This is a genomic window from Desulfosporosinus shakirovi, from assembly GCF_020595055.1.
Lineage (GTDB): Bacteria > Bacillota > Desulfitobacteriia > Desulfitobacteriales > Desulfitobacteriaceae > Desulfosporosinus > Desulfosporosinus shakirovi.
Map to the genome: position 1 here is coordinate 160,908 of NZ_JAJDOO010000005.1, position 26,533 is coordinate 187,440.

The following is a 26,533-nucleotide window of genomic DNA, read 5'->3' on the forward strand; positions in this document are numbered from 1 at the left end:
TGATTTTAGCTGACGATAAAATCACATAACTATATTGAGAAAAATAAATAGAGTGTAACAGGACATGCCCGTTACACTCTACAAAACTATACGATAATAATCGCCATAGTTTCAATGTCAGCACTGTTGTCTTATCGACAAAGGTTGACACTGATATAACTCAAATGGTTATTGTAGGAAGCAATCTGTAAGGCGTTATCCAAAAGCGCAAAGGTTGCGCTTTCAGAAAGGCAAACTTAAAAAAGCAGGTTTAAAACCCACGTTTTATAAAGTAACCTCTCTCAACTGTTTAGTTGAAAATCACCATTACAGACACATTTAACAAAAAAACCATCCTCTCATTTTTAGGTATACCCTAGTTTATTACATTTCTGTGGCATATGTCAATTGTAGTTGCGCCCACCACTTATGTGAAAAAGTGATGGGCGATACTCCTTTGCAATGTTTATCCGTTGAAAGAATTTACTGAACCAGAAGTGTACCAGAACGACGAAACAACAAAAGCCAACTTTTATTGAAGCAATGCTGATTTCTGTAAGGAGCCGTAGATACTCTTTGTCAGGATTCCTGCAACAATTGTTCCAACGAAGGCGGTTATGCTTGAAGATAATAGTGCGATCTTCCAGTCAAGGTGAAAGACATAAATCAATCCTACCATAACGCAAAGGTTGCCTGTCACTGCAGTCCCCAGCATTGCTATTATATGGTGGCTTAATTTCTCCATAGAAAATCTACTGGAAATTAGTGAGTAGACAATCGATCCTATGACATTGGCGAATAAGAAGAAAAAACCCAGTGGTGAATAGCCCGTAGCCATGGCTACTACGGCTTCTACTACTCCAGCGATAATACCCGCGGGTTGTCTGTACATTAAAACAATCAGACCTGTAAAGAATGCCCAGCATGTACCATTAAGAAGTAAGAGGGTTGGATCCAATATTGCATCAATACGACCTGTAACCTGCATCATAATTAGCATTACAATCCCGATGATGACAGAGCCTACTAGTGCTTTTGTGTCAGTTCTGAAGATTTTTCCGTTCATTTAAATTCTCCTCCTAAATTCATCTAATTATATTAATGGTAATACCTTACTAATAAGGCTAATGATTATCACCGCTAACATCGCAAAGATTAAAACAGTATCGTAAGACTTAAGCGCTATATCTGAAGTAAAGGTACGGGTTTTAGTTCGTCCGTAGCCTCTTAACTCCATGGCCAGGGCAGTTTCCGTGGCACGTCGAACGGAACGATATAAAAAAGGTAGAAAGGTTGGGAAAATACCTTTGAGATTGTCCCATGCGCTTTCCATTCTAAGGCCTCGAGTACGTTGGCTATCGATTATAGATATATATTCAGCTTTCATGAGTGGGAGGAAACGGACGCTTAGTCCCACTAACATGGAAAAACGATAAGGTATTTTGAATTTCATGAGCATCAACGTAAACTCTTGAGGTGAGGCCGAGGTGAAAAATTGCATACTTGCAAAAACAATAATGCTAGCCTTAAGAAAGCCGGTGATCGCTAGAGGTAAAGCTTCACTGTATATTTCAAGAATCCCCCATTGGTAGATTAGAACCCCTTCACGGCAAAAAATCAGTTGCACGACCAATATCTGAAGTCCCAAAAACAATAAGATTAAAATCACAACCTTATACTGTTTCAAGGAACCTGTTAAGATTAGCGAGGCCATAATGCCTGCCAATAAAACCACACACAACTGAACAGCAGTCCCACTAATCAGTGAAAAACAGATCATCAGAACATACCAGGCAAGCTTAGTCCTGGGATCAAGCATTGAAAGTCCCATCTTTAACCTCCCTGAATGAAATAAGATTATGGAAATTCAGACCAATCTTTTTAAGCGTATCTAGATGTTGATCCAGATCTCTTGTGGAAATATCTAGTTGAATGCGGTGATCATGCAGGGCAACTAACCTATTAGAATAGTCTTTTGCCATGGTCAGATCGTGGGTGATAAGTAGGATTGTTTTGCCATTTTTCGATAAATGAAAGAGCTTATCCATGATCATATACCCTTGGTTCTCGTCAAGTCCTGAAGTCGGTTCGTCGGCGATAATAAATTCAGGATCACTGACGAGGATGGAGGCTAATGCCAAAAGCTGGCGCTGGCCACGGCTTAAGCGATGAGGGTGCATTTTCTTGTATCCCAGCAATCCCACAAATTCCAATGACTCCTCAATCTTCTGTTCTATTTTTTCATAAATATCACCCCTTAGCCTCAGTGAAAATCCAACTTCTTCTTCTAGGGTGCTTGCAAAGATCTGATAATCAGGGTTTTGAAATAGAAAGCCCACCCGTGATCGGATCTCTGCCAGTTTTTCCTTACTCAGAGGCTGGTTAAACACTTTAATTTCACCTTTAGAGGGCTTTAAGAGACCGATAATCAGCTTAGCTAAGGTTGATTTTCCAGAGCCGTTTAAACCTATGATCGCTAAAAAGTCCCCCTTAAAAATATCTAAATGAATATCTTCACAACCCAACAAATCGTTTTTGTACTGATAGGAGACATCGGTAATCTTCGCAATCATTTCACTAGATTTAACATGATTCGAATTGACAGAAGTGAGGCATTTTATCTTTTCTTTGCGATGTTCGATTTGCTCCTGGTAATATGCCTCTGGCAAATACTGTTTAACAATTTCACCTGATTGAATATAGAAGACTCTGTTGGCATAGTTGAGGACTTCTTCAATTCGATCCATAACCAAAACAATGGTTTGATTCTGAGTTTTATTCAATTGACCTAACCGCTTATAAAGCTCATTTCGGCCCTGGGGATCAAGCTCAGCGGTCGGCTGGTCAAGAATTAAAATAGGGGCGTTGAGGGCTAAAACACTGGCCAAGACGACTCGTTGGGCCTGGCCGCCTGAAAGAGAAGCAGTTTGCCTACTTTCATAGCCCGACAGACCCACAAATTCTAAGGTGTCTTTAACCCTCTGATCAATTTCTTTTAAGGGAATTTCCAGATTACCGAGGCCGAATGCTACATCCTCGTAGACATCCAAACCGATAATTTGATTTTGGGGTTCCTGCATCATATATCCCACATAATCAGACATTTTATTGAGGCGCATATCCTTAATGTTTTGCCCCATGATTGTGACTCTTCCCGTTAACTCTGCGTTATGGTAGTGAGGGATAGCGCCTGTGATGCAATGCAGTAAAATTGATTTTCCAGAGGCTACCCCCCCGGTAATGACAATAAAATCCCCTTGGTTGATTTCAAAGTCAATATTTTTAAGCGCAGGTTTCTCTTCATGCGGAAAGACGAGTTTTTCAATTGTAACTTTCGCAATTGTATTTTCAATCTTTTTCATAGCAACTCCTAAGTATAGAAATAAAAAAGTTCCAGCTTTAATAAGCTAGAACTTTACCTTTGTCCTTTTGCAATATTTCATAGGCAGGTTTCCTGACTTATAGACTAGAATGTACGCCTTCCCAGTTTCCCAGTGGCAAATTATACATTTTCAACATCTACTTACAGTGGTGGGTCCGTCCAGGATTATAACCTGGTTCCCTATTATCCCTTGCGGGCACCTATTAAATAAGTATTCAATTGCCCTTATAATAGAATAATTCATAAATTTTGTCAACAGGCGTTATAAAAGATTCTTTACCATTTCCACCTCTAAGTTGCCTCTTGCCGTAATAACTAATTCTAGATAATTCGAATAATGGACTTGTTGAGATAAGGCCCGATAATTGGAACTATCAAATCGCTGATTCAATGAACCTATTTATTTAACAAGCCTCTTATTTTTCGATTTCGGCAAAGACTAGAAAGGTTCTGGCCTTATTACGATAACTAAACAACTGATTAGACAGCAAGGGAGCAACCTTCTGTAATTCTTTATCATTGCTGTCTTGGGGTTTAGAGAGCTTAAGCAAGTATCGACATTTATTACTCCCGGTTCCTTCTTGAATAAGCTTGGCAATATCCGCAATTTCGTCGGGGGTCAGATAAGAAATACTGCCGTCGGCACGTCTGACGGGTCGAATAGAGGTCTGCAATTTAGCCTCTGGGAATTTCGTGATAAAACTTAAACTTTTTACAATCTCTTCAGTATTGATTTCTTTTTCTAATATCTGCCCATACAACTCCAGGGGAGCAATAACGTCCATGATTAAAACGTCTGCCAAATTTTCCCCAATGACTCGCTCGAGAATCTGACTATTGCGCCCATCAGTGTCAATCTGCAACTTCATATTGTTGCCTTTAATATACTTCAGCACTTGTATTAATTCATCGCCATATTCCGGATTGCCCCCGGACAGGTGAATCCCATCCACCCATTCTTTGTGGAGTGTACCGACACTGAAATAGCCTTCCAGTTTTTGACCAGCATGAAGATAAGCGATGGCAGCGCCAATACTCTGGCGAATATTCTTCCCGTCAGTAATGATGGGGAATTCAATGCCGTCAGCTCCGCGAAAGACAGCATTGCGATTAGCCTTGTAAAAGCTTTGGAATTCGTCTTTTCCTTCAGCTTTCATGTCTTTTTCCACATACTCAATTTGATGGGCTTCCATATACCCTTTAACAATTTTACATCGGGTACAGCCTGTTGCCGTAAAGATAGTAATGCTCAATGTAAACCCCTCCTTAAGCTTGGTTTCGCAAAAGCTCCTTATATTGATCTAAAGTCAGTAGCTCTTTCAGTTCTGTCATATCTTTGGCCTCAATATTAATGATCCATCCTTCCTGATAGGGAGTCCGATTTAAAAGATCCGGAGCATCCTCCAAGGCTTCATTAACCGCCGTTACTTTTCCGCTTATGGGCATGATCAGCGAAGAAACGGTTTTGGCTGATTCAGCTTGGCCAAATGTCTCTCCTCGCTGAAACTCGTCTCCCACTGCTGGAAGCTCAACGAAAATCAGGTCTCCCAGCTGATCTTGAGCGTAATCTGAAATCCCAATTGTAATATTATCCTCTTTTACCCTTACCCAAGTATGCTCAGGGAAATAACTGATTTGCTCATCATAGTTAAGTTCTTCTAGGGCCACCTTAGTCTGAGCCATCCTTTTCATCCTCTCAGTAGTTTTATCCTTTTATCTTAGTTTACACCATTGGGGGTTTTAAATTTGTAGCTATGCTTACAATTATGGAGAAACAATGATCAAACGTCTGCATCAGAAATGTATGTTTTGAAAGGGACTACTTTCAAAGTACAGCAAACCCCGGCGAATAGCAGAGAGCCAGTGTTTGCTGTACTTATTTTTATATATTAAACAGGCTGTTATTGTGTACTAAAGACTTTGGGCTAAGGAAGATATTATTCTTGTATTTTTGCTATGGTCTCTTCAGCACTGTCAATTCTTGCAAAATCACTTAACTGCCGGACAACGCCTACAATATCATCAGAAGTAGCCGCAATTTCTTCGGTGGCAGCGGCCTGATTCTCAGAAGCAAGGCTTGTATCAGAGATTTTAGTACTAATAGTTTCAATTGCCTCTTTCATTTCTAAAAGAGATTTTGCGACTTTATCTGCGGAAGTTTTGCTTAAAGTTGAAAATTTACCCATTTCTTTTGCTACCACGTCAAAACCCCTTCCTGCTTCCCCAGCTCTTGCAGCTTCGATTGAAGCATTCAAAGCCAGCAAATTGGAATGACTTGAGATTTTTTTAATTTCATTAATGATCCCGTTTATTTCACTAATTTTCATTTGGGTTTGCTCGCCGAAATCAGCAATTTCCTTAATAACGCTTGAAAGCATCTGCGAGTTCGAAGCAATTTCCTGAATTCCGGAACTCAATTGAACGATTGAACTAGAGAGAGTTGCCGAAATATTCTCGATTTTTCTCTCAGATTCCAAGCTTTTGCTAACCGCCACAATAGCTTCTACCTTATCTTCTTCATTTAATACTGGAGTAAGCAATAATTTCATGGAGGTCCCATGTTCTACCGGAGGCAAAGAAATCAGTTGTTTTTTTTCATTTTTAACTGCATTTAATAAAGGGCGTTCCTCAATTATAAAAGGATCTCCCACTTTGTTAGTGTCTTTACTTAGTTTTCCGCTGCCTTCTAAGGCAATAATTTTCTTCTGAGGGATATCATAAACACTAATTGATAAGTCATCCTGCATGACTTCCAAAAAATTAGGTATACATTCAATAAAATCTTTTAAGTACTTTGCTTTCACACCTAATCTACTCCTTAAAATAACAAAACAAACTTATATTTTTTCTCGTTCAGGCAAAGGTCAATTGACAACTGATTTTGTTTTTCGAAATTCAGCCCAAGGTTCTCATTATTTTTAGAGATTTGGGCAAGGACTACCATTACTCTAGTTATAAGGACCTTTTATGTTTTTGAAAGAGTAATTAGTCATACCAAATGATTTTGCTAATTTCCCTCGTGTTTGTTTATCAACTTTTAGAAAATCATTAAACACAACGCTAATAATCTCAGGTTCATTTTTTCTTTCCTAATTAAATGCAAACTCTTTCAGCATCCGAGTATCGAGTATCGTTACTTTTTCATATTTATAATTCAGGATCTTAAGCTTTTTAAGCTTATTTAGATTCTTGGTGATTGTAACTCGATGTGCTCCTATCATGTTGGCTAAGTCCTCGTGGGTTAAAAGGATCGATATGCCTGCGCTTGTCTGTCCGTTATTTTCTTCATAACAGCAAAAGGAGTAAAGTATTCGGCAAATATTCTGCATGATATTGCGCACACAGGTATCTTCAAGTTGGACGGCCAACATTCTCGATTTGATGGCCTGGGATGTAAGTATAAAAAGACTGATTTCAAAGTCCTTTTTGCATAGTTCCATAATAGTCTCTCGGCTAAAGAAATAGAGTTCTGAGTCGGACATGACAATGCCTTCAAATAATCCGGGCTGAGTATGAAAAACAAACTGTTCGCCGAATGTCGCGCCGTTCCCCATAATCGAGACAATTTTGGTCGCCCCGTCTTTGCCAATAAAATTCATCTTGACTTTGCCTTTTTTTATAAAAAAGCAACCTTTAAAATTTTCTCCCGGCCTGACAATATTGTCACCGCTCTTTTTCATCATTCGACAGCCCAATTTCAGATACTTATCCCATATACTTGAAGACAAGCCTTCACTTGCGAGGGTGATTTCATCAAAAATAATTGAGGTTGTAATAAACTCAATTAGCTCTTTTGCCTTATCCGTCATGCCGATCCCTCTTTCCTTAAAAAGATTGAGAACTCTTATAGGACTATGGGCCTGTTAATTGAGTGTATCCTGTGGAGATTAATGGGCTTAGTGCCAAAAATGTTAAACCGGGATATGAACGAGGAGCCGGCAATGCACCGCTCCTCACTCATATTGACTGTTAGATCAAACCCAACAGTTTCCAATAGGGATACATAACTACCACCAGGAAAACTAAGTTCAATACCATCTTCAAGCTGAATATTTTAATAAAGTCTTTCAATCGTATTAAGCCGAAGGAGAAGAAAATCAAGACTAAAGCATATTCATAGGGCATGATGATTTGGTCGATTCCTTGGAAAATCGTGTAGAGGACCGGCAGAGGATTCATGCCTAAATTGACAGCAACCTGAGTCAGGGGCACGGTAAAGGTCGCCATAATGGCTAAAGGCGTCAATAAGAAGTTTGAACCGGCACAGAGCAGCCAAATTAAGATGAGGGTGACTAAGGGACCCTGGGATGCCATAGTCGGCACTAAGGCATTCGCCACAACCTTGCCTACTCCAATAACATTGGCCACAGAACCAATGGACATACAAGCTGTTACAAAGAAGACCATGGGAAAGTTTGTCTTTTTAACATACTCATTGGTTCCAATATTAATACCGGGGAAATACATTAAGCATGCCGCGAATACAAATCCCCAACCCACTTCGATATGATGAATATTTCCTGTTACCAAAAAGATGAACAGCAGCAGGGATACAAACAAGCCTTTTTTCTCTTGCTTGGTAATTTTGCCCAGCTTCTTGTATTCCTCTGTAATAAGATCCTTACAGTCGATTTGTTTGTCGGATTTAAACACCTTTGAGATGACAAAGATCATCAGTACATACCATAGGATAAAAGGAAGTCCGTGAATAAAGTATTGTACCCATGATAACGATACTTTGGTAACTTGGGCAGCCAGACCAAAGATGATGGCCATATTAGGATTGTAAAAAAAGAACATGGGAAACAGTGACGCAAAACAACCGGCAATCATGATACCCGCGGCTTCTTTAGAAGGTCCTAAGTCAAGGGCTTTACAAATGCCGTAGGTAAAAGCTGCAAGAGGGATTATGGCACTGGAGGGGATCATTAGGTTAAGAATGATTCCAATCACTAAAATCCCATATAAAATTCCGTTATAAGTCCCCCCTGTCTTAATTATGCACCAATAGGCGATTCGTTTCAAAATTCCGATTCCGTCCAATACGTTGGCCATGAGCATCCCGCCCATGAACATCCAAGGAATATAAAGTGACCAGGGGCTAAAGACTACGTTTGCCGGAGCTAAATTAACCATGACATAAGCAACAGGCAAAAGGACTGATGGAATTAGGCCATCCATGGTCTCAAAGGCAAAGATCAAAATTGCACATAGTGTAATTGCTACAAACAAGCGAATCTGTGGCGTAAAGGCTTCATTGACCGGAACGAACATTACCAGAATAGGTAATCCGATGGTCAGAATCCAATATATGATTTTCTTGCGGTCAATGCCTTGGGGAGAAGGAGCTAATGCCGTTGTCATATGAATCATCTCCTCTTGTCGAATTTCTCGATAGAGGGCGCTGTGGCCCTCTATCGGTTATCATGATCCTTAGATACGGATTACCCCGGAGTACTCATCGTCATCGTCGTCTTCCACTTGAGGGGCTTCTTCCGTTGTGACGCAGAATCCATCCACATCACCATATCCTAATGTGCCGTCTATTTCTACCACATCATCACAGCCGAGAGGAGCAGCCCCCGGCATTCTGAATTGTGTTACATCCAATCTCTCAATGGGAACTTCTGTCGGCTTTTCTAATTGAGGAACCCATTCATAGGGTAAACGATAGGCACGATAAACCATGTTAAGATTGAAGTTTTTGCCCCAATATGGAGAAATGTATTCCCAAACCAGCTCGAACTCAGGGGTTACTTCAATAAGTCTTCCCCCGGAACCTTCGGTAATAACCGTGTTTCCGTTTGGCATCCTTTGGGCGCTGCTAATGAAGGGGCTGTAAAAATGATGGGAGTGGAAGGGCTGCAAATGTCCGGCCTCCGTCGGGGTATACTGCCAAACAATCTTAAAAGTGATGGGATCAAACTCTAAAACTCTTGAATGATCCCGGCGGTATGCTTTTGTACCATAGGGAGACGTCATGCTTGGCAGACCATAGCCCCCCCAGCCGCCGTTATCAAATACCAGAATATTTCCTTCTCCAGGGAGACCCTTAGGAATCATGTGGCAATGATGTTGGCCAATGATGATACCCATTTTCTTTAATGCCTTGCTGGAGGTAAAATCCGGACCCAGTTTCCAAACGATTTTCCCAGTCTCTTTACTGATAATTGCCATGATATTGCTTTCACGGGCATCCCAGATAATATTATCGGGATGGAAGCGCTCATCCCCTTGATCGTACCATTTGTTAGGTCCCAGAGCAGACATGGAATTAATATGCATCCAGTCGCCCATGCCGCCTCCGCAGCCATGCATATTGGGATCTCTGAACAGAACATTTTTTTCTGCCTCTGAGAATCCCAGTTCGTCGAAATGCTCGCTGCAGACCCATTCCCAGATAATATTACCTTCCCAGTCCACTTCAATAATTGTATCATCCAATAAGTTTTTGTCGGAAATTTTGTGATCAAGAACATTTTTATGACACAAGAGCAAGGTATTGCCGCTGTCAACTTTGGGATCCATACCCGGAACATAGTAGCCAACCGGGTTTCCTTCTCTTTGATAGTCATGATGCTGTCTGGCCATCCATTGTGGCTCATTGCCGGGATCCTCAATATATTCGTATTTGTTGAATTCCCAAACAACATTTCCATCCCAATCTACTTGAATTAGATCAATATCATCTTGATAACCGAATTTAGTATCCCGTGTACCGCGATGTCCCAAAACATAGCCACCGGGCAGCATTTTATTCGGGAAACCCTGCAGACCTTTCCACAGTTTCACTTCTTTGCCATTCATGTCAATTAACATTGCTCCAAGTTCGTTAGCTTGGAAAATGGTATATCCGCTGGAAGCCTTTTCAGGATTGTAGACGGTAGTTCCTGTTGGATGTATTGTAGGTAGTCCCATAGATTTTTCCTCCTTAAATTAAATACTGGATAGTCTTGTCGTCCTTTGCACATCAAACATATTGTGAAATTATTAACCATCTTTAAAAAATTTTTTTAATACCCCCTCCATTCCTCTTCCGTTTTTTTAATATCAACCTATCGCAAGTTTTTTAATAGCTATGATAGGAATATACAATACAAACCCCCAAAAGATTGTAATCTTAGTTACAAATCATTGAATTTTTTTCTCAATTCAAGAATTTCAGCTTAAATGGCTAGTGCTCGAAGGCACTCCATCAGAGCATGAAAAAGAGTCGCTCGGGTAAGGCAGCTTCTCCCACATCCGAACACTTTCGCACTTCGAGGCTCGCCATAGAAAGAGGTGCGCTGCCTGCAGCACATAAAAACGACCTAGCTTCTGACGAAAACTAGGTCTGGAGGAAATAGCTATAAAAAACTAAAGTTCAATAACTTCTTCAATTGCATTTAATTATTCGATTCCCAGTTCTGATTCCAATTCTTGAGCACAAGTAAAGTAATAGTTACGACCTGCAGCACTGATTTGTCGGCGGGCAAGGGCGCGGCATGCTTGAATCTTCATACCTTTAGCTGCTTGGACATACTCTCCTAAGGCCAGGAGATAATCTGCTAATTGCATGCACCATTGATAGTCCTCTTGGGCCAGAGAATTTTGCGCTTGATGATATAGTTTTTCTGCTCCCCCCGCTAATTCAGCTATTTTTACAGCTTCATGCTGCTGGGTCAAGGGAGAAAGATTGGTAGGATTACCGTCAAACCAACCCAGATAACCCGTAAAAATGGAACGAACGCTCCACTCCACAGTACCGTAGAATTCTTGAAGATAAGGTTTTTCGGCCAGCTGAGGCGGCAATTTAACAGTTTGAACAAGTTCATCCGGTGTTAATCCTTGGTTCATGTATTTGAGCGTTTCCTGCAATACGAAATTTATAGCATCACGGTAATTTGTTAATACTTCTTTAATGGCATCTCGGCCAATGATGGGACGGCTGTGACCCGGCAAGAGGTACTGAGGCTCCAAGTCAAGCATTTTATTGAGGCTTTCCACCCAGACCGCAATATCCCGATAGGGGGTGCCACGGATCGCATAGAGGTTGGGAAAGGATTTATAGTAGTTGTCGCCAGAAATCAACACCTTTTCATCCGGCAGCCAAACAAAGAGCTGATCATCCGTTTCACCAGGTGCCGCGATTAATTCAAGGTGAATCCCTGCTACGGTTAGACTCAGCTTTTCCTCGGAAAATTGTTTTGTCGGCGGAACAAAGCCCTCTCCCATCCCTCGCAAATCCGTCTCCCCAGGTCCAAGCCCAATATTAAGTCTTTCTTCTGAGGACAAAGACATCCCAAACTGGCGTTTGGCCCGTTTTCCGAGAATAGCTGAGACCGCATTCGGCCCGAGTAAATCACTGAATGGCCGGCGGCTGATTATAACCGGACCATCTCCGCAAAATGCAGAAGTACCACCGACATGATCTTGATGGCTGTGGGTATAAATAATCGTTTTAATCGGTTGGGAAGAAACCTTAGCATAGGCTTCCTTAAGTGCCTCAGCCCCTTTTAAACTTTCCAGAGTGTCGATTAAGACGGAGGCATTTTCCCCTTCAATGAGTATGCTGTTGCTGGCACCGAAGCCGCTGGCTAAGAAGATATGGTCCAGAATGGGAATCAGCTCTTTCCGAAATTCATAGGAATGAGCCTTTAAACTTTCTTCCGGAGACCAGGCAGTTTGATTATTTTTCATAGACTTCCCCTTCCAAAAAACAATAAGTTATTCATTCTATTTTGTCAATGATGGCCTTTTATCCCATCAGCCATGAATGCTTAAGCCATGAACATTTTCAGCAGCTTCCATGATTGCTTCCGTTAAGGTAGGGTGGGCGTGAATGGTCGTCGCCAAATCTTTGGCTGTCATTTTTTTATTAACCGCTAATGCAGCTTCTCCAATCATGTCTGAGGCATGAGGTCCTATAATATGCACACCTAAGACAATATCGCTTTCTTTGTGAGCGATAATTTTCACCAGCCCCTCCTTTTCTCCCATGCTTAAGGCTTTGCCGTTGGCCATGAAGTTGAACTTCCCTATAGTTATGGGGATTTCTTTTTCCTTGGCCATCTGTTCTGTAATTCCTACTGACGCCAGTTCCGGATGAGTAAATATGCAGCTGGGAACAGCTGTATAGTCTATCACGGTCTCTTTGCCCATAATGTTCTCGGCAGCGATAATCCCTTGAGCTGAGGCAACATGAGCCAACTGATATTTATTAACCACATCACCTATGGCAAAAATACCTTGAACGTTTGTTTTCATTTGATCCGTGACAATAATTTCTCCTTTTTCCCCCAAAGTTACCCCCAGATCTTCCAGTCCCAATTCCTTCGTGTTTAAACTTCTGCCAATGGAGATTAGAGCCTTTTGGGAAGATATGGTCTCTCCGCTTTCTAACCTGGCCTCAACACCCTCGGCAGTCTCTTGGATACTTTGAATTGTGACCTTTGTTTTTATGCTGACGTTTTCCTTCTTCAAAAACATTTGTAAACGTTTGCTGAGATCTTTATCCAACAAAGGTAAGATGCTGGGGGCAGACTCAATCATGGTTATTTTAGACCCCAAAGTACCATAGATGTGAGCAAATTCGCACCCAATAACACCGGCACCGATAATAATTAAGCTTTCCGGAACTTCCTTCAGCATTAAAGCCTCTTCACTGGTAATGATGGTGCTGCCGTTGTACCCTAAAGCTTTGATCAGGGCCGGACTGGAGCCTGTGGCAATAATAATGTTCTTACAAGCTAATTCGCTGATATCACCACCTGCATTCACTTGGACAAGGGCAGAATTTTTAATGGTGGCTTTGCCCTTATACAGATCAATCTTGTTTTTCCGCATCAGAAAGTTGATGCCATTGACTAATGTGTCCACAACTTCCTCTTTTTTAGCTTGAATTGCGGCAAAATTGATGACAGGCCTTCCAACCTCAATGCCAAACTCCTCTGCTTTCAAAACCGCCGTCAATTTTTCTGCGGCGGCGACCAAGCTTTTCGTGGGGATACAGCCTCTGTTTAAACAGGTTCCCCCTAAATTGTCCTTTTCAACTAACGCAACCTTGCCGCCCAATTGGGCTATTCGAATCGCAGATACGTATCCTCCGGGTCCTCCCCCGATTATAACTGCATCATACAATCTTATATCCTCCTTGAGATATTTTAGTTTTATAATTAGTAGTATATCTCATCAAGATGAATCATTTTGTAATCAGGATTACAATGTCAATAATAATCCAATAAAGAAAAACTTTGCTAAGGCCCAACCTCCAAACCTCAGCTGCAAGCCCATGGAAAATAGGTCAACACTCTCACCCTCCCCGTTTTGAATCTTGAGCACATCGGCAAGCGGACCTGCCGACATGACCTCAATTAAGTTCGGTTGTGTTAAATAAACGGCAGGATTTCTCTATAAAACGAAGAATACTTCTGATAAGAATGATTCGAGTCGTTTTTTGGAAGGCAGGGATAAATAATGAGGCCGTTATTGAATCGGCACTACTTTCTTTTTTGGATTCTAAGTTTGACATTTTTGCTAATTCAAGCAACCCATGTCAATGCGGCCCCCCCTGAAATAAAAACGATTAGAGTGGTCATGGATGACGACTATCCCCCTTATGCTTTTCGCGATAGTAAGGGTAATTTACAAGGAATCACACTTGATCAGTGGAAACTTTTTGAGCAAAAGACTGGGATAAAAGTGACTATCACCGGGATGAACGGGAATAAAGCCTATGAGAGTATGCTAAATGGTGACTTCGATGTCATTGATACCATCTCTTATAATGCTGACAGAGCCAAGATCTTTGATTATTCAAATCCTTATGCGACGATTGATGTTCCTATATTTTTCCACAAAAATATATCCGGCATTACTGATGTTAATTCTTTGAAGGGATTTACTGTTGCAGTGAAAAAAGAGGATAGCAGTATCCATTTTCTTAAAGAAAACGGCATTACCAATATTAAAGAATATGATACGACTGAAGCAATTGTCCAAGCAGCTAAAGATCATAAGGCCGTAATATTTACGATGGGAAAACCCCCTGCCCTCTACTATCTGTATAAATTGGGAATACAAGATACCTTCAATTATTCTAGTTCGTCATTATACACCAGCCAACTTTTCAGAGCCATTTACAAGGGGCATTCGGGGTTTATGCCTGCCATTAATAATGGATTTGCCCAGATCTCCGAAATTGAATATGAAGGCATTAATAAAAAGTGGTTTGGTTTAACCAATATGCCTTTCTATGAACATCCTTTATTCAGAGTTTCTGTCATCGTCGCCGGGGCAGTTTTTCTGGTGGCTTTCCTACTATTTATCGGGAATAGGACGCTTCGGCGCATGGTCCAACAAAAGACCAATGAGCTATGGAATGCCCTTCGCTCAAAAGAACAAGTTGAAGCTGAAATCAGAGAGTTAAATGCTGAACTTGAAAACAGAGTCATTGAAAGAACCTCACAGCTGGAGGACCTTAATAGTGAGCTTGAAGAAAGTAATGCGCTGCTTGAGGAAGAGATTGTCAAGCGTGAGAACGTAGAAGAAGAGATACGAGCCTTGAATGAGGAGCTTGAAGATAAGATAAGAATGCGTACAAGTGAGTTAGATCAGCTCAACACAATATTGGAACAACACAATGGTTTTTTACGGGAATCACAAAGAGTGGCCCGTCTGGGGAGCTATGTTACAGATGTCATAACGAGAGAATGGCAGTGTTCACCAGAGCTTGAAGAAATTTTGGGGATTGATGCAATCTATCCTCACACGAAGGATGGATGGGTGAGAATTGTTCATCCGGATTGGAGGGCCCCTCTTTCTGATTATTTTTTGCAGATTAAAAATGCACAGCAGCGCTTCGATTTTGAATACAAAATCATACGTATTAATGATGGAGAGGAACGCTGGGTGCATGAGCTTGGAAAGGTTGAATTTGATCAACAAGTCAACAGGCTTCGATTGATTGGCATGATTCAGGATGTGACCGATCGCAAGCGTACTGAAGAGGAAATCATATATTTAAGCTTCCATGATCAATTGACGGGTCTCTATAACCGGCGCTTTTTTGAAGAGGAATTAAAGCGACTCGATGTCGTAAGGAATTATCCCTTGACTCTGGTGATGGCTGATGTTAATGGGCTTAAACTAATTAATGATTCCTTCGGTCATGCCGTCGGTGATGAACTCCTAAAAAACGTTGCCCTAGTGCTCCGCAAAGGCTGCCGAGAAGATGATATTATTGCCCGACTCGGTGGAGATGAATTTGTCATCCTTTTGCCCAATACGAATCCTGCTCAAACTGAACAAATTCTCAAACGAATCAATGCCTTAGCTTCACAGGAAAGAGTTATCTATTTCCTGTGGCTATGAAACAAAGCTTTACGAGAAAGAGGGATATCCGTGAACTTTTAAAAAAAGCCGAAGATTATATGTACAAGAGAAAACTCTTTGAAGGCCCAAGTATACGTGGAAAAACCATCGAGACGATTATCCGAACCCTTCACGAAAAGAACAAGCGAGAAGAACAGCACTCCTACCGAGTTTCCGCCCTCTGCCAAAGTATGGGAGAAGCCCTGGGTCTGCTGGAAGGAGAAGTTCAGGAACTAAAAAACGTTGGCTTACTTCATGATATTGGCAAGATAGCAATCGACGAAGAGATACTTAACAAACCCGGAAAATTAACCCATGATGAATGGGAAGAAATCAAGCGGCATCCAGAAATCGGTTATCGCATTCTGAGTACGGTCAATGGTATGGTAGAAATGGCGGAATACGTGTTGGCTCACCATGAACGATGGGATGGTTTAGGCTATCCGAAGGGTTTAAAGGGTGACGAGTTACCCCTTCAACCTAGGATTATTGCCATTGCCGATGCCTATGATGCCATGACGAGTGCCAGAAGCTATCGAAGCGCTTTACCTGATAAAGTTGCTATCGCTGAACTTCAAAAGAATGCAGGAATTCAATTCGACCCTGATTTAGTGACACTCTTTATTGACAAAGTTATCAACGCATCTTAAGACAGTATTTTGTGAATTAAGGGAAGCCATCTCCGGCTTCCCTTAATTCACAATATCTTTCATTCACTTCCAAAACTAAGCAACAATGTCTAAATTCCAACCATTTGCTATTGTGATAATAGCCTTACGCGGAAATCATACACTTGTTTCTTCCAGCTAATTTACCCCGATAAAGAGCCTCATCTGCACTGGCTATTAGTATGTCCAATGAGGTGTTTTCCCGGTATTGACATAGTCCAAGGGTAATCGTAACGCTCTTGCCGATGTCTGCGTGACGGTATTCAGCTACTGCCCTGCGTATCTCATTGGCCTTGCCATGAATCGTATCCAATTGCTCCGTCTCAAGTACTATTAAGAATTCCTCGCCGCCCCACCGGCCAACAAAACCACAGCCGCTAATAGCTGACCTTAATATTTCTGACAAAAGCACAAGGATTTCGTCGCCTTTAACATGCCCGAACTGATCATTAATATCTTTAAAATGATCAATATCAGCTAAGCCAATGTAAAAGTCCTTTTTCTGCTCAATCAGTTCCTTTATTTTTGCAAGTACCAACCGTCTGTTGGGTAATTTAGTCAGATAATCTGTTTTAGACATAACTTCCATTTCCTCCAGAGCACTCTGTAAATCGGAAGTCCGTTCCTTAACCAGGGATTCAAGATTACTGTTCATAAGCTTAAGCTCTGACAAAATCGATTTATTCTCTGCAGAGAGCTGCTCAGCTCTTGTAAAGGCATTAGAAAATCTAGCAGACAAGGTATAGGCCTGCGTAAAGGTAAATACTGAAACACCTAAGGGAATTAGGGAAGGCGTATTGGCAAGTGTGATTTGGTAAATAAAATCATTGATAAATGTTATCCCTAAGAAAGCGAAACCCAGAAATACGATATTTGCAAAAGGAACACTTTTAAATACGCCAATAACCAAGCGAATCATTGCATAGCCTAATAATGCAAATCCAAATACAGCATAAATCATCAATAGCCTGTCCGCTGAACTATAGGGAATCCAGAGGATGAGAAAACCAAACAATGATCCCAGAGCGATACTGAACTTGACAAACCATTTAGAGAACAGGCCATCCAAAGCATAGTATAAGAATCCACACAAAGCTGCAAAACCGATAAACGCAGATAGATAAGCCATTCGTCCGTAAACAAAAAAACTGAGATTCAAATGACTTGGTAAAAAGCGTTCTCCTAGCAATAACATACGGAGTGCAAACAAGAGGCAAAAAACTCCGAAATAAAGCGGTGCCCGATCCTTTGTCCTCATAATATACAGACCAAAATGATAGATTCCCATAATGAGCAGCATACCAAAAAGGAACAAATCCCTGCCTAAACCCAACTGTACTGCTTGGGTAATCTGAGAGGCTAATCCGATTTTGGGCGCTACGATGGTACAATCTTCTGCTGTAAAATCTGATGTATGATAAATCAGCTCCACTTCATTGCTTTCCGGGTTAAAGTAGGTGGTGAGTATATTGTAGTAAGGTACGCTATTCTCCCGGCACGTTCCGACTTTTCCCACTTCACCGTGTAGATTGCCGTCAATGTAAAGTTTAAAGGATGTCAGTATGATATCTGTCCGTAGTCCATATGTCGACCTACCTTCAGGCAGTTTTATAACGAGCCTCAGCGTACCGTAGAATTTGTTTTCGGCAAAAGGCTTGAAGCGCGCCATGCTTTCTTTAGTGCTGGTTATTTCAATAGGAGATGGCACAACCTCAACACCCTGCACAAAGTCATCATGCGTCAGAAACCGATTGAAGTAGAATGACCATGCACCTTCTAAGCTAACAATTCCATTTTTCTCAAATGACCAGTTGCTTAAATCCAGGACACCGTTGATTGGTTTTGGTGGCTGCGCGACAGTTGGTTTATGTAACAATAATGTGGCTGACAAAAGGATGATTAGCCCTATAATTGCAAAGATCGGAGCGATTTTCTTTCTCATAATATCATCTCTACTTATTCAGTCTTGCCCCGTCAATAAAGTGAAAAGGCTGCAAGGAGGGCATATTGTCGCCTTTGTTAAAGTCATCCGGGCAATACCCGTTTGGTACGTGTTCTGTAGAGATGAATCCCATCGCCATGAAGGTCTCTGCCGTTAATTCACTGCAAAACACTTCCGTATCGGGCGCTGGTTTATTGAAAGACCTGCCTTCTATGTAGTATTTCAAGGCATTTTCAGCCGTTGGAAATCCACGATCATGAACTTTGTCTATGAAAGCCTTAAGCTGTTCCAGCTCCGTTTGCATCAACGAACGATTTAAATATTTTACCAAAAAATGCGTATCGTAATGTTGATTTACATCCACCTGGATACGATCATGCAGTGATACGAGCATGGGACCGTTTTCTTTGGGTTTGCCTGTCAGGTAATCTGTAAGGCCGTCACCGGAGGCTGTCGACTCCCAAAAAAGAGGGTCTTCAACCGTCATGCCCATGTCCTTGGGTAAAACAACCATACCCACGTGTGACCAGTATGACCATTCAATCAATTCGATCAACTTACTTGTCGTTTGAACACCATGGAATAAAATGAGATCCCCGGTTTTAAGACTGTCTTTTACATCATTGTAAGCTATCTCTCTAATCATAATTTCCATCATCCTTTTAATTTTTTTCCAAATACCCTTGTCCGCTCCAACATTACCGCCGTCTCTACATTCTTTGTCACATTTCTCTTTGTGTTTGATCCTTGGTATGTGTCAAATAAACCCATTTTAGACACTAATCTTATTTCTTCGAGTTATCCATTTATATTTCCGCGTGATTTCTTTATTCCCTTCCAGGACATTGAAAAAAAGCAAAAAAATTAAAGACCTGGCTTCTTATTACTAATTGATGAAACAGCAAATCTGCCACCCCAATGCCTTGAGGGGACAAAAAAACCGCTTGAAGCTGATACGCTCTTGGCGGCGGGGTATATTTCTTTATCCAGTTAATTATTTTGCAACGCAAGTTTAAAGCTGTAATATATTCTTTTCGAGCTCGTTGGCTGATTTCAGCAGTAGGAACAATTCCATCAAAGCCATGAAAGCCACCCGGGATATAAATGAAATTCCGTAGATACACCAGCCTGCCTTAATCTTGCTGCATAATCCATCGTTTCATCACGAAATGGATCTAAATCACCAACACAAGTATATGTCGGTGGAAGCCCCGATAAATCAGTCCCACGTACTGGGAGCAACATAGGGAGATACTTCTCCTTTATGGCTTGTGTGCGTCATTTTACACTTAAATAAAAAATAATCCACCATACTATAATTGTACAGTGGATAGAAGATATGAACCGAATCCAAGAAGGATCTTTAGTACTTCTTAAGGAAACCGGAATAATCCTCCAGTCTATGGAAACCCTATATATCTTCATCAGTCTTATTTTGAAATATGCTTGTTTAGCTTATCAATCAGTTCCTGTACTGAAACACCATGCACCATGCAAGCCTGCTCCAGACTTTCGCTAGTGGAAGAAGGACAACCCAGACAATGCATTCCCATCTCTAAAAAATAAGGTGCCGTAGTTTGATCTGCCTTTAAGATTTCCCCAATTAACGTATTTTTTGTTACGGTCATTTTCATTTCCTCTTTTCTTTAAAATATATTTAGTTAATTTTGTTGATCTATTAGATGGGTGAAAAATCCAGGTCCTGTCAAGACTTGTTCAATTTTAGGCAAAGCGATCCCTAACGCCTCTTTCAATACATTTTCTATGGTGTCCACCGCTACAATTTGAACCTTATTCTTAACTTCTTCTGGGACATCCTTTAGATCGGAAACATTATCTTTGGGAATCAAGACTTTTGTGATCCCAGCACGTTCCGCAGCTATCAATTTTTCTTTTAATCCACCGATCGGGAGAACAACACCTCTAAGCGTGATCTCCCCCGTCATGGCAAGTTTCGCATCCACCATGATACCGGTAATCAAAGAAGCAAATGCTGTAAATAGAGCGATTCCTGCTGACGGCCCATCCTTGGGAACGGCTCCGGATGGTACATGAACATGCAAGTCTTTATCTTTAAACTGAATGGCATTCATAGGCAACCGAGATTTCAGAAGACTTAAAGCAATCCTTGCTGATTCCTTCATAACATCTCCTAACTGACCTGTTAAGAGGATATGATCGTTTCCAGGCATTTCGGTCGCTTCGATAAACAAAATCTCGCCCCCCACCGGCGTCCAGGCTAATCCGGTGACAACCCCCGGCGGATTAATTTCCTGAGCCATGTCATGCCTGGACATTTTTCTGCCTAGAATCTCCTCCAAGGCATCCGCTTCAATAACATATGGTTTTACAACGGTTCCCAGTACAATCTTTTCCACGACACTTCTGGCAATGGCAGCCAATCGTTTTTTTAGTCCCCTGACACCGGCCTCCATGGTGTAGTCGGAAATTATGGTCTTTAAGGTTTCATCACTGATTTGAACATCAGCCTCCGTTAAACCATGTTCTTCTAGTGCTTCCTTAATCAAATGTTGTTTTCCAATGTTAAACTTTTCATTGGTTGTATAGCTTGAAAGCTGGATGACCTCCATGCGGTCCAACAACGGGGCGGGAATGTTTTCAAGGGAGTTTGCTGTTGCAATAAAAAACACGTTGGACAAATCGTAAGGCAAATCCAAATAATGATCTGTAAAGGTATTGTTTTGTTCAGGATCCAACACCTCGAGTAAGGCGCTTGCTGGGTCCCCGTTATAACCCGTCATCAATTTATCCACTTCATCTAAAACCATAACAGGATTCATTACCCCAGCCTTTTTGATGCTTTGCAGAATACGTCCGGGCATTGCACCTACATAAGTTCTGCGGTGCCCACGGATTTCAGCCTCGTCGCGGATACCACCCAGACTGAGTCTCGTATATTTTCGGCCCAATGCTCCCGCGATACTCTTGCCCAGGCTTGTTTTCCCGGTTCCAGGAGGACCCACGAGCAGAAGGATAGAACCCTGTTTATCTTTCTTTAATTGCATGACAGCAAGATGCTGTATGATACGGTCCTTTACTTTTTCCAAGCCATAATGCTGCTCATCTAGGACACGCCGGGCTTCTCCAATATCGACGGGTTTCTCCGCCTGCATTTCCCAAGGTAGTTGCACAAGAATATCTAGATAATTTTGAATCACATGATAATCCGAGCTGGCAGGATTCTGACTTTCCAGTTTGCTTAACTCTTCTAGTGAAGCTGTTAAAATCTCTTCAGGCATGTGTGCCTCTTCAATGCGTGTTTTATAATCTTTCTTCTTTTTGTTAGAGGCTGGTTCGTCTTCATTCAGTTCTTTCTGAATCTCTCTCAACTGTTCCCTCAGCACTGTTTCACGATAATTTTTATTCGCTTTTTCGGAAAACCGTTCGGACATTTCAATCTGAAGCTGAATCGCTTCTTTGTAATGTAAGAAATAATCAATAAAGGTCAAACTTCGCTCTTTTAATGACGCTGTTTCCATTAATGTATATTTCTCTTCCTTTGAAAATGGAAGAAACCGTGAGATATATCCTATCAGAACATTAAGATCCTTTATCTCATCAATTGCTTTGACAATGCCCTCTGACTCTCTAAATTTGGCTCCAATTTGATGAGATATATTTTGAATATAGGTCATCATTTCTTTCTGACCGGTTTCGTTGAGGTCGATGACCTCCTGCGCTGATACCGTTTTTCCAGTAATCATGTTTTCGGCAATGTTAATATCCGAAACTTCCACACGGTCTAAGACCTTAACTTGAACATGGTATCCTTTTTCGCTGGGGTTCACCTCTAGTATCTTAAGAGTAACGCCTGTTGTGTAGAAATCCTCCACGTTGATTTCGTGTCGGTCCCTATGCCGTTTTAACGGCAACGCCACAATCTCATGATTTTTGTCTCGAATGCAGGCCAGTTCATCCTCGCTGAAGCGGTCTATTCTTAATGGATACGTCATTCCTGGTAATAAAACAAGATTTTCTATGGCTAATATCATATAAATTATCTCCTCTTTCATAAATGAATGATCATTTATCATTTTTTAAAATTGAAAGCGAGCTTTTACTCTCGCTAAAGAACTAGAAATCTAATCATTTGGGACTGAATGAACCATGCTGATTAGATTTTAAAATCTTTAAGAAGTGCTTTTTGAATGATATAAATCAATTCGTCCAAACGTTCCATGGCCATGCTTTCAGACTCACAACTTTTCACTGCAATCATTTTTACTGGGGCAAACAGAATAGCGTACAAATTATCATTGTTAAAGTTATTTAATATCTGCTGTTTCTTTAAATCCGTCAGCAACTGATTTAAATCCGCTGGTCCCTTCATCGAACCACAACTGCCTTGCAGAACAGGGCAGGTACTAAATTGTTCAATAAAATGAAAAACTTCTTTGTTTTCAATAATGAAGAAATAATACCGTCGGATCAATTCTGCAATGATTTCTTCTCCAACCATGTTGGGGCTCAAACATTGAAGTAAATATTGAATCGCATCTTCAGAATATTCCAGATAAATTTCTCTAAGCATGGTCTCCTTATTTTCATAATAGATGTATACTGTCGCTGGAGATACGCCAGCGGCCTTTGCTATTTTTGAGATAGATGTGCCCTGGAACCCCTCCTCCAGAATCAATTGCACCACTGCAATTTTAATGCATCTTTGCTTTTCGTCATCTTTTCTTCTCATGAGCGCCGCCTAACTTTTAGATAAAATTGATGATAAATCTATAATAAACGATCATTCATTTATTGTCAAATGGAATGATTTTGAGTTTATAAGCAATTTGCCCCCTCATCCCACTCTTCAACGCATACCCCCATGCCCCGTTGGGCCCCATACTATCATGAAACATCTGCTCCCAGCTCATATCCCAGAAGAGAGTCGTCCTCATCTGAACGCGCGGTCATAATGATGATAGTCAATAGGTCTATCCTCATATTCGATAATATAATGGTTTATCCAAGTATTGGCCTTCGCGATTATATATTTCATTGAGCCATTCACTTGGATCACCAAACCATTTTCGGATATGTTCTTTATTCAACCATTCTTCAAACAGCGATATACCAACGTTTTTCATTTTTCTGATATTCAAATCTCCGCTATCCATACTGCTATTTTATCACTCCCCATACACAGACATAAATAAACAAATGCTTTATACCCTTCTAACCGCCCAGGATGCGCTGATTGTTATTACTATTTTTGTTCAATTTCACTTACACATTCGCTTTTAATTTTTTCAACCAGGAACTGCAGTGCATCAATAACATGTGGTCGGATGTCACCGCCTATCAGCACATACATGATGTCGTCGCCAAGTTCAAGCTGGCCTTCATTAAGCCAAACCCTGACATAGAAGATACCCTCCATCTTATAGGTTTCACCAATCGCCCAATCAACCTTTGCTGCATCATAAGCAAATTCCATTCCCTTTACCAGGGAACCGTCATCAATTCCTTGGCGCACCTTGGCTTTAGGCGTTTGACGCACAACACCATTATGAACTAAAAACATCCCTTCCTGTAAAGCCGCCGGATCAGTTTTTGCTTCTTTAAGCCATTCATCCATTGATGGCGATGGTTTTTTCATTTTTTCATTAATCATAAACTATACACTCCCATTCTGAATACTCTTCAACTTGCTCCATGTTTTCAGGAAAACATCTATTCTATCCGCCAGTATTATCTTTCACTACCCCGTATTTTAACATTGGCGTAAAAATTTTGATACCCATAGCTCTATTTTCTTCTTTACATAAAGCTGGTACATTATATCATCCCCCAGAAAATGTCAATGACGGGGTGATGACTGTTGGGTTCGGAGAGCTTGGGCTCCAGGTGACGACTACATCATAAGATTCTTCGAAAATCCCTTGATCCTTACTTCTGACCGTAACTATTTTCTTTTCTGTGTCGATGCCAACGACTTCACTATCTATCCTCACATCAATGTTAAACCTTGATTTCATATCCGCAGGAGTTTGGACGCTAAGGTTTCTCTTTCCTTGATGATTTTCATTGATTCCACAAGTTGCGCTCCTGCTTTAAGTAAATTCTTGCTTATATTATCAAACTTTAAGGAAAGGTGAAGAAGGAATTAAAAACAAAAAGTTGAAAGTTACACATAAAAATAAGAAATAGGAACACGAGGGTGAATGAAATGAACGATGCACTTTTTGACCCCGTTGCTGCCCATTATGATTCCTGGTATGATACTGAGCTTGGATCAGTATCTGATCATGTTGAACGCCACCTGGCCCAGTCCATGTTTAAGGCACCGGGTCCCAAGGTTCTTGAGATCGGCTGTGGTACCGGACAATATACCAGCTGGCTTGTGCAAGAGGGATATGAAGTCACTGCTGTGGATATTTCCGCTGAAATGATGGCTCTGGCCCAAAAGAAACTAGCAGCCATTGAGGAAATCACCTCAAAAGCTAAGCCTGTTCACTGGTGGCATGCTGATATTACAGCAATTCTGGATCAACTGGGAACCTATGATGGGATTTTTTCCATGACCGCCTTTGAATTCGTACCTGAACCTGAAAAGGTCTTGCAAAAACTTTTTAGTCATTTAAGGCCCGGAGGCTGTATTGTGATCGGACTCATCGCAGGCATGAGTGCCTGGAGTGAATACTACGCGGAGGCAGCTCGTAACAACCCCACTTCCGTCTTCGCCCGCGCTGCACTTTATACTAAAGAGGAAATAGGTTCCTGGCAAATCGGTGTACCTGGGGAAATCGGAGAATGTCTTTTCTTCCCGCCGAATGTTCAAACAACAGCTGAGGCCCTTTCTCTCGAGGAGAAAAGAGAAGGAGATCCTGGCTTTGTGGCGGCCAAGTGGGTAAGGATCTGATAAATTACCGAGCAAAGTTCCCCAAACGAAAGGGGCTGTCGCAGTAAGACAGTCCCTTTCACTTTGACAAGCCTTTAATTTTAAGGTCTATCCACTCCAAGGTGCTCCTTAATGACTGCTGGGTAATCTGTGAAAAGTTCACTCCTTGTTTTTCAGCAAGCTCCTTTAACCAAGCCGGTAACGTTATATTTGTCTTTACGGACCGATTATCCATCTCATTCTTCACGACTTCTGGAAACACGGTAATAGGAACAATTAGGGTAATACTTCCCTTAAATTAGAGTTGTCTTTGCGACCACGCCCACGCCCTTCAGACCGCAGCCAAAAAGGAGCTTACGTTTACCGATCCACTAATACCGGACTTTTTATTGTATCAATTGTTAAGTACTTATGGGGTGGGGGCCTCTATTTATAGACTCTTTTTTTATCCGTGGTATAATCATACTGTTAAATTAACTTAGAAAACAATCAATTATCCGAAGTAATATTATAAATAATCAAAGAAGGAAAGTACATTATGGAAAAGTCAAAGCTGATTGAAATGATCAAGAATAATCCTAATGCCATAGCCTATATAACTAATCCTACCGATGAGATAAAATTATTGGCTGTTAAAAACAATGGACTTACATTAAAATATATAGAAAATCCAACTCAAGAGATGCAAGAATTAGCTCTAGACAATAATGGGCGAGCGATTCAATTTATAAATAACCCTACAGAAGCTATGATGATAAAAGCCATAAATGATGGATGGGTTAACTTAGAGTATCTTGAAAATCCCAACGAGAAGATAATAAAATTAGCGCTCAATCAAGCTGGCTGGGCTATTAAATATGTGAAGAATCCAAGTGAGGACTTGCAATTATTAGCTGTACGAAAAAATTACGATTCAATAAAATTTATCAAAGACCCTTGCGAAGGTGTACAAGAAGAGGCTGTAAAAATTAGTTATGATGCCCTAAGATATATAAATTCTCCTACCCATAATGCAGAGCTTATAGCTATCAAGAATAATGAGCGGGCTATTACCTTTATCAATGATTTAGCTAAAAATAAAATCTTAGAATTTTTGAAAGTAAATATTTTAGTGATTAAATATGTTATGAAAGAAATATCTAAAGATCAATTAGAACAAACCTTAAAGGAATCATTATCGAATGAAGATGTTGAAGAAAAATATGTGAGAGATTATTTAAATTGTAGTAATATAGATAAAAATAACGACATTATGCCAATCGACAAGGTTATGTTTGTCTATAAATACGGAAGTAAAAAGGCAAAAAAAATAGCTGTAGATGAAAAGCTGAAGATGCTATAGGAGTGAGACA

Annotated in this window: 21 protein-coding genes, 1 pseudogene and 1 riboswitch; of the genes and pseudogenes, 3 read left to right on the plus strand and 19 right to left on the minus strand. The window is 40.8% G+C overall.

Annotated features, from left to right (window positions below):
- Positions 1-511: 511 nt before the first annotated feature.
- From LJE72_RS06605 to lpdA, 11 genes are all read right to left on the minus strand, one after another.
- Positions 512-1,045: a hypothetical protein gene (locus LJE72_RS06605; RefSeq protein WP_229246831.1), complete on the minus strand. Its 534-nt coding sequence runs from the start codon at positions 1,043-1,045 to the stop codon at positions 512-514.
- Positions 1,046-1,072: 27 nt separating this feature from the next.
- Complete coding sequence (locus tag LJE72_RS06610) at positions 1,073-1,810, minus strand: energy-coupling factor transporter transmembrane component T family protein (protein WP_229246832.1); 738 nt, start codon at positions 1,808-1,810, stop codon at positions 1,073-1,075.
- Positions 1,791-3,341 carry an ABC transporter ATP-binding protein gene (locus LJE72_RS06615; RefSeq protein ID WP_229246833.1) on the minus strand — a complete coding sequence of 517 codons (1,551 nt, stop codon included), beginning with the start codon at positions 3,339-3,341 and terminating at the stop codon, positions 1,791-1,793. The genes LJE72_RS06610 and LJE72_RS06615 overlap by 20 nt, the downstream gene beginning before the upstream one ends.
- Before the next feature lie 65 nt (positions 3,342-3,406).
- Positions 3,407-3,580: riboswitch (cobalamin riboswitch) on the minus strand.
- A gap of 197 nt (positions 3,581-3,777) precedes the next feature.
- Positions 3,778-4,614 carry a thioredoxin domain-containing protein gene (locus LJE72_RS06620; RefSeq protein WP_229246834.1) on the minus strand — a complete coding sequence of 279 codons (837 nt, stop codon included), beginning with the start codon at positions 4,612-4,614 and terminating at the stop codon, positions 3,778-3,780.
- 13 nt (positions 4,615-4,627) lie between these two features.
- A complete protein-coding gene (gene gcvH / locus LJE72_RS06625) occupies positions 4,628-5,044 on the minus strand; it encodes a glycine cleavage system protein GcvH (protein WP_229246835.1) in 417 nt (138 codons plus the stop codon).
- A 254-nt stretch (positions 5,045-5,298) separates the two neighbouring features.
- Positions 5,299-6,165, minus strand: a complete 867-nt coding sequence (locus tag LJE72_RS06630; RefSeq protein WP_229246836.1) for a methyl-accepting chemotaxis protein — start codon at positions 6,163-6,165, stop codon at positions 5,299-5,301.
- A 285-nt stretch (positions 6,166-6,450) separates the two neighbouring features.
- Positions 6,451-7,170, minus strand: coding sequence for a Crp/Fnr family transcriptional regulator (locus LJE72_RS06635; protein ID WP_229246837.1), 720 nt, complete (start codon positions 7,168-7,170; stop codon positions 6,451-6,453).
- Between the two features lie 160 nt (positions 7,171-7,330).
- Entirely contained in the window at positions 7,331-8,725 is a 1,395-nt protein-coding gene (locus LJE72_RS06640; protein ID WP_229246838.1) for an SLC13 family permease, read from the minus strand.
- Positions 8,726-8,794: 69 nt separating this feature from the next.
- Positions 8,795-10,279, minus strand: a complete 1,485-nt coding sequence (locus LJE72_RS06645; RefSeq protein ID WP_229246839.1) for an aryl-sulfate sulfotransferase — start codon at positions 10,277-10,279, stop codon at positions 8,795-8,797.
- 471 nt (positions 10,280-10,750) lie between these two features.
- Positions 10,751-12,040 carry an alkyl/aryl-sulfatase gene (locus LJE72_RS06650; RefSeq protein WP_229246840.1) on the minus strand — a complete coding sequence of 430 codons (1,290 nt, stop codon included), beginning with the start codon at positions 12,038-12,040 and terminating at the stop codon, positions 10,751-10,753.
- A 66-nt stretch (positions 12,041-12,106) separates the two neighbouring features.
- The gene (gene lpdA, locus LJE72_RS06655) at positions 12,107-13,480 is read right to left on the minus strand and encodes a dihydrolipoyl dehydrogenase (protein WP_229246841.1); all 1,374 of its coding nucleotides are present in this window, start codon (positions 13,478-13,480) and stop codon (positions 12,107-12,109) included.
- 336 nt (positions 13,481-13,816) lie between these two features.
- Here lpdA and LJE72_RS06660 point away from each other — a divergent pair.
- A pseudogene (locus LJE72_RS06660) lies at positions 13,817-16,362 on the plus strand (HD domain-containing phosphohydrolase).
- A 124-nt stretch (positions 16,363-16,486) separates the two neighbouring features.
- On the opposite strand, the gene LJE72_RS06665 reads toward LJE72_RS06660, so the two are convergent.
- The 8 genes from LJE72_RS06665 to LJE72_RS06700 form a co-directional block, all read right to left on the minus strand.
- Positions 16,487-18,322: a sensor domain-containing diguanylate cyclase gene (locus LJE72_RS06665; protein ID WP_229246842.1), complete on the minus strand. Its 1,836-nt coding sequence runs from the start codon at positions 18,320-18,322 to the stop codon at positions 16,487-16,489.
- A gap of 10 nt (positions 18,323-18,332) precedes the next feature.
- Entirely contained in the window at positions 18,333-18,968 is a 636-nt protein-coding gene (locus tag LJE72_RS06670) for a hypothetical protein (RefSeq protein ID WP_229246843.1), read from the minus strand.
- 428 nt (positions 18,969-19,396) lie between these two features.
- Complete coding sequence (locus LJE72_RS06675) at positions 19,397-19,567, minus strand: alpha/beta hydrolase fold domain-containing protein (protein ID WP_229246844.1); 171 nt, start codon at positions 19,565-19,567, stop codon at positions 19,397-19,399.
- Positions 19,568-19,752: 185 nt separating this feature from the next.
- On the minus strand, positions 19,753-19,950 hold the full coding sequence (locus tag LJE72_RS06680) for a DUF1858 domain-containing protein (RefSeq protein ID WP_073030690.1): 198 nt from the start codon (positions 19,948-19,950) through the stop codon (positions 19,753-19,755).
- A gap of 33 nt (positions 19,951-19,983) precedes the next feature.
- Complete coding sequence (gene lon, locus LJE72_RS06685; protein ID WP_229246845.1) at positions 19,984-22,335, minus strand: endopeptidase La; 2,352 nt, start codon at positions 22,333-22,335, stop codon at positions 19,984-19,986.
- 122 nt (positions 22,336-22,457) lie between these two features.
- Positions 22,458-23,033, minus strand: coding sequence for a TetR/AcrR family transcriptional regulator (locus LJE72_RS06690; protein WP_229246846.1), 576 nt, complete (start codon positions 23,031-23,033; stop codon positions 22,458-22,460).
- 247 nt (positions 23,034-23,280) lie between these two features.
- A complete protein-coding gene (locus LJE72_RS06695; protein ID WP_229246847.1) occupies positions 23,281-23,457 on the minus strand; it encodes a hypothetical protein in 177 nt (58 codons plus the stop codon).
- A gap of 89 nt (positions 23,458-23,546) precedes the next feature.
- Complete coding sequence (locus LJE72_RS06700) at positions 23,547-23,954, minus strand: molybdenum cofactor biosynthesis protein MoaE (protein WP_229246848.1); 408 nt, start codon at positions 23,952-23,954, stop codon at positions 23,547-23,549.
- Positions 23,955-24,509: 555 nt separating this feature from the next.
- Between LJE72_RS06700 and LJE72_RS06705 the strand changes: the two genes are divergently transcribed.
- Entirely contained in the window at positions 24,510-25,202 is a 693-nt protein-coding gene (locus tag LJE72_RS06705; protein ID WP_229246849.1) for a class I SAM-dependent methyltransferase, read from the plus strand.
- A gap of 517 nt (positions 25,203-25,719) precedes the next feature.
- The gene (locus tag LJE72_RS06710; RefSeq protein WP_229246850.1) at positions 25,720-26,523 is read left to right on the plus strand and encodes a hypothetical protein; all 804 of its coding nucleotides are present in this window, start codon (positions 25,720-25,722) and stop codon (positions 26,521-26,523) included.
- Positions 26,524-26,533 lie beyond the last annotated feature (10 nt).

What these genes read in the sequence shown, in the direction of transcription:
- LJE72_RS06650 (WP_229246840.1), bottom strand. Translation starts at nt 12,040, where the DNA reads ATGAAAAATAATCAAACTGCCTGGTCTCCGGAAGAAAGTTTAAAGGCT.
- LJE72_RS06695 (WP_229246847.1), bottom strand. Translation starts at nt 23,457, where the DNA reads ATGGATAGCGGAGATTTGAATATCAGAAAAATGAAAAACGTTGGTATA.
- LJE72_RS06700 (WP_229246848.1), bottom strand. Translation starts at nt 23,954, where the DNA reads ATGATTAATGAAAAAATGAAAAAACCATCGCCATCAATGGATGAATGG.
- LJE72_RS06710 (WP_229246850.1), top strand. Translation starts at nt 25,720, where the DNA reads ATGGAAAAGTCAAAGCTGATTGAAATGATCAAGAATAATCCTAATGCC.
- LJE72_RS06610 (WP_229246832.1), bottom strand. Translation starts at nt 1,810, where the DNA reads ATGGGACTTTCAATGCTTGATCCCAGGACTAAGCTTGCCTGGTATGTT.
- LJE72_RS06670 (WP_229246843.1), bottom strand. Translation starts at nt 18,968, where the DNA reads ATGATTAGAGAGATAGCTTACAATGATGTAAAAGACAGTCTTAAAACC.
- LJE72_RS06675 (WP_229246844.1), bottom strand. Translation starts at nt 19,567, where the DNA reads ATGTTGCTCCCAGTACGTGGGACTGATTTATCGGGGCTTCCACCGACA.
- LJE72_RS06615 (WP_229246833.1), bottom strand. Translation starts at nt 3,341, where the DNA reads ATGAAAAAGATTGAAAATACAATTGCGAAAGTTACAATTGAAAAACTC.
- LJE72_RS06680 (WP_073030690.1), bottom strand. Translation starts at nt 19,950, where the DNA reads ATGACCGTAACAAAAAATACGTTAATTGGGGAAATCTTAAAGGCAGAT.
- gcvH (WP_229246835.1), bottom strand. Translation starts at nt 5,044, where the DNA reads ATGGCTCAGACTAAGGTGGCCCTAGAAGAACTTAACTATGATGAGCAA.
- LJE72_RS06640 (WP_229246838.1), bottom strand. Translation starts at nt 8,725, where the DNA reads ATGACAACGGCATTAGCTCCTTCTCCCCAAGGCATTGACCGCAAGAAA.
- LJE72_RS06635 (WP_229246837.1), bottom strand. Translation starts at nt 7,170, where the DNA reads ATGACGGATAAGGCAAAAGAGCTAATTGAGTTTATTACAACCTCAATT.
- LJE72_RS06605 (WP_229246831.1), bottom strand. Translation starts at nt 1,045, where the DNA reads ATGAACGGAAAAATCTTCAGAACTGACACAAAAGCACTAGTAGGCTCT.
- LJE72_RS06665 (WP_229246842.1), bottom strand. Translation starts at nt 18,322, where the DNA reads ATGAGAAAGAAAATCGCTCCGATCTTTGCAATTATAGGGCTAATCATC.
- LJE72_RS06645 (WP_229246839.1), bottom strand. Translation starts at nt 10,279, where the DNA reads ATGGGACTACCTACAATACATCCAACAGGAACTACCGTCTACAATCCT.
- LJE72_RS06705 (WP_229246849.1), top strand. Translation starts at nt 24,510, where the DNA reads ATGAACGATGCACTTTTTGACCCCGTTGCTGCCCATTATGATTCCTGG.
- lon (WP_229246845.1), bottom strand. Translation starts at nt 22,335, where the DNA reads ATGATATTAGCCATAGAAAATCTTGTTTTATTACCAGGAATGACGTAT.
- LJE72_RS06690 (WP_229246846.1), bottom strand. Translation starts at nt 23,033, where the DNA reads ATGAGAAGAAAAGATGACGAAAAGCAAAGATGCATTAAAATTGCAGTG.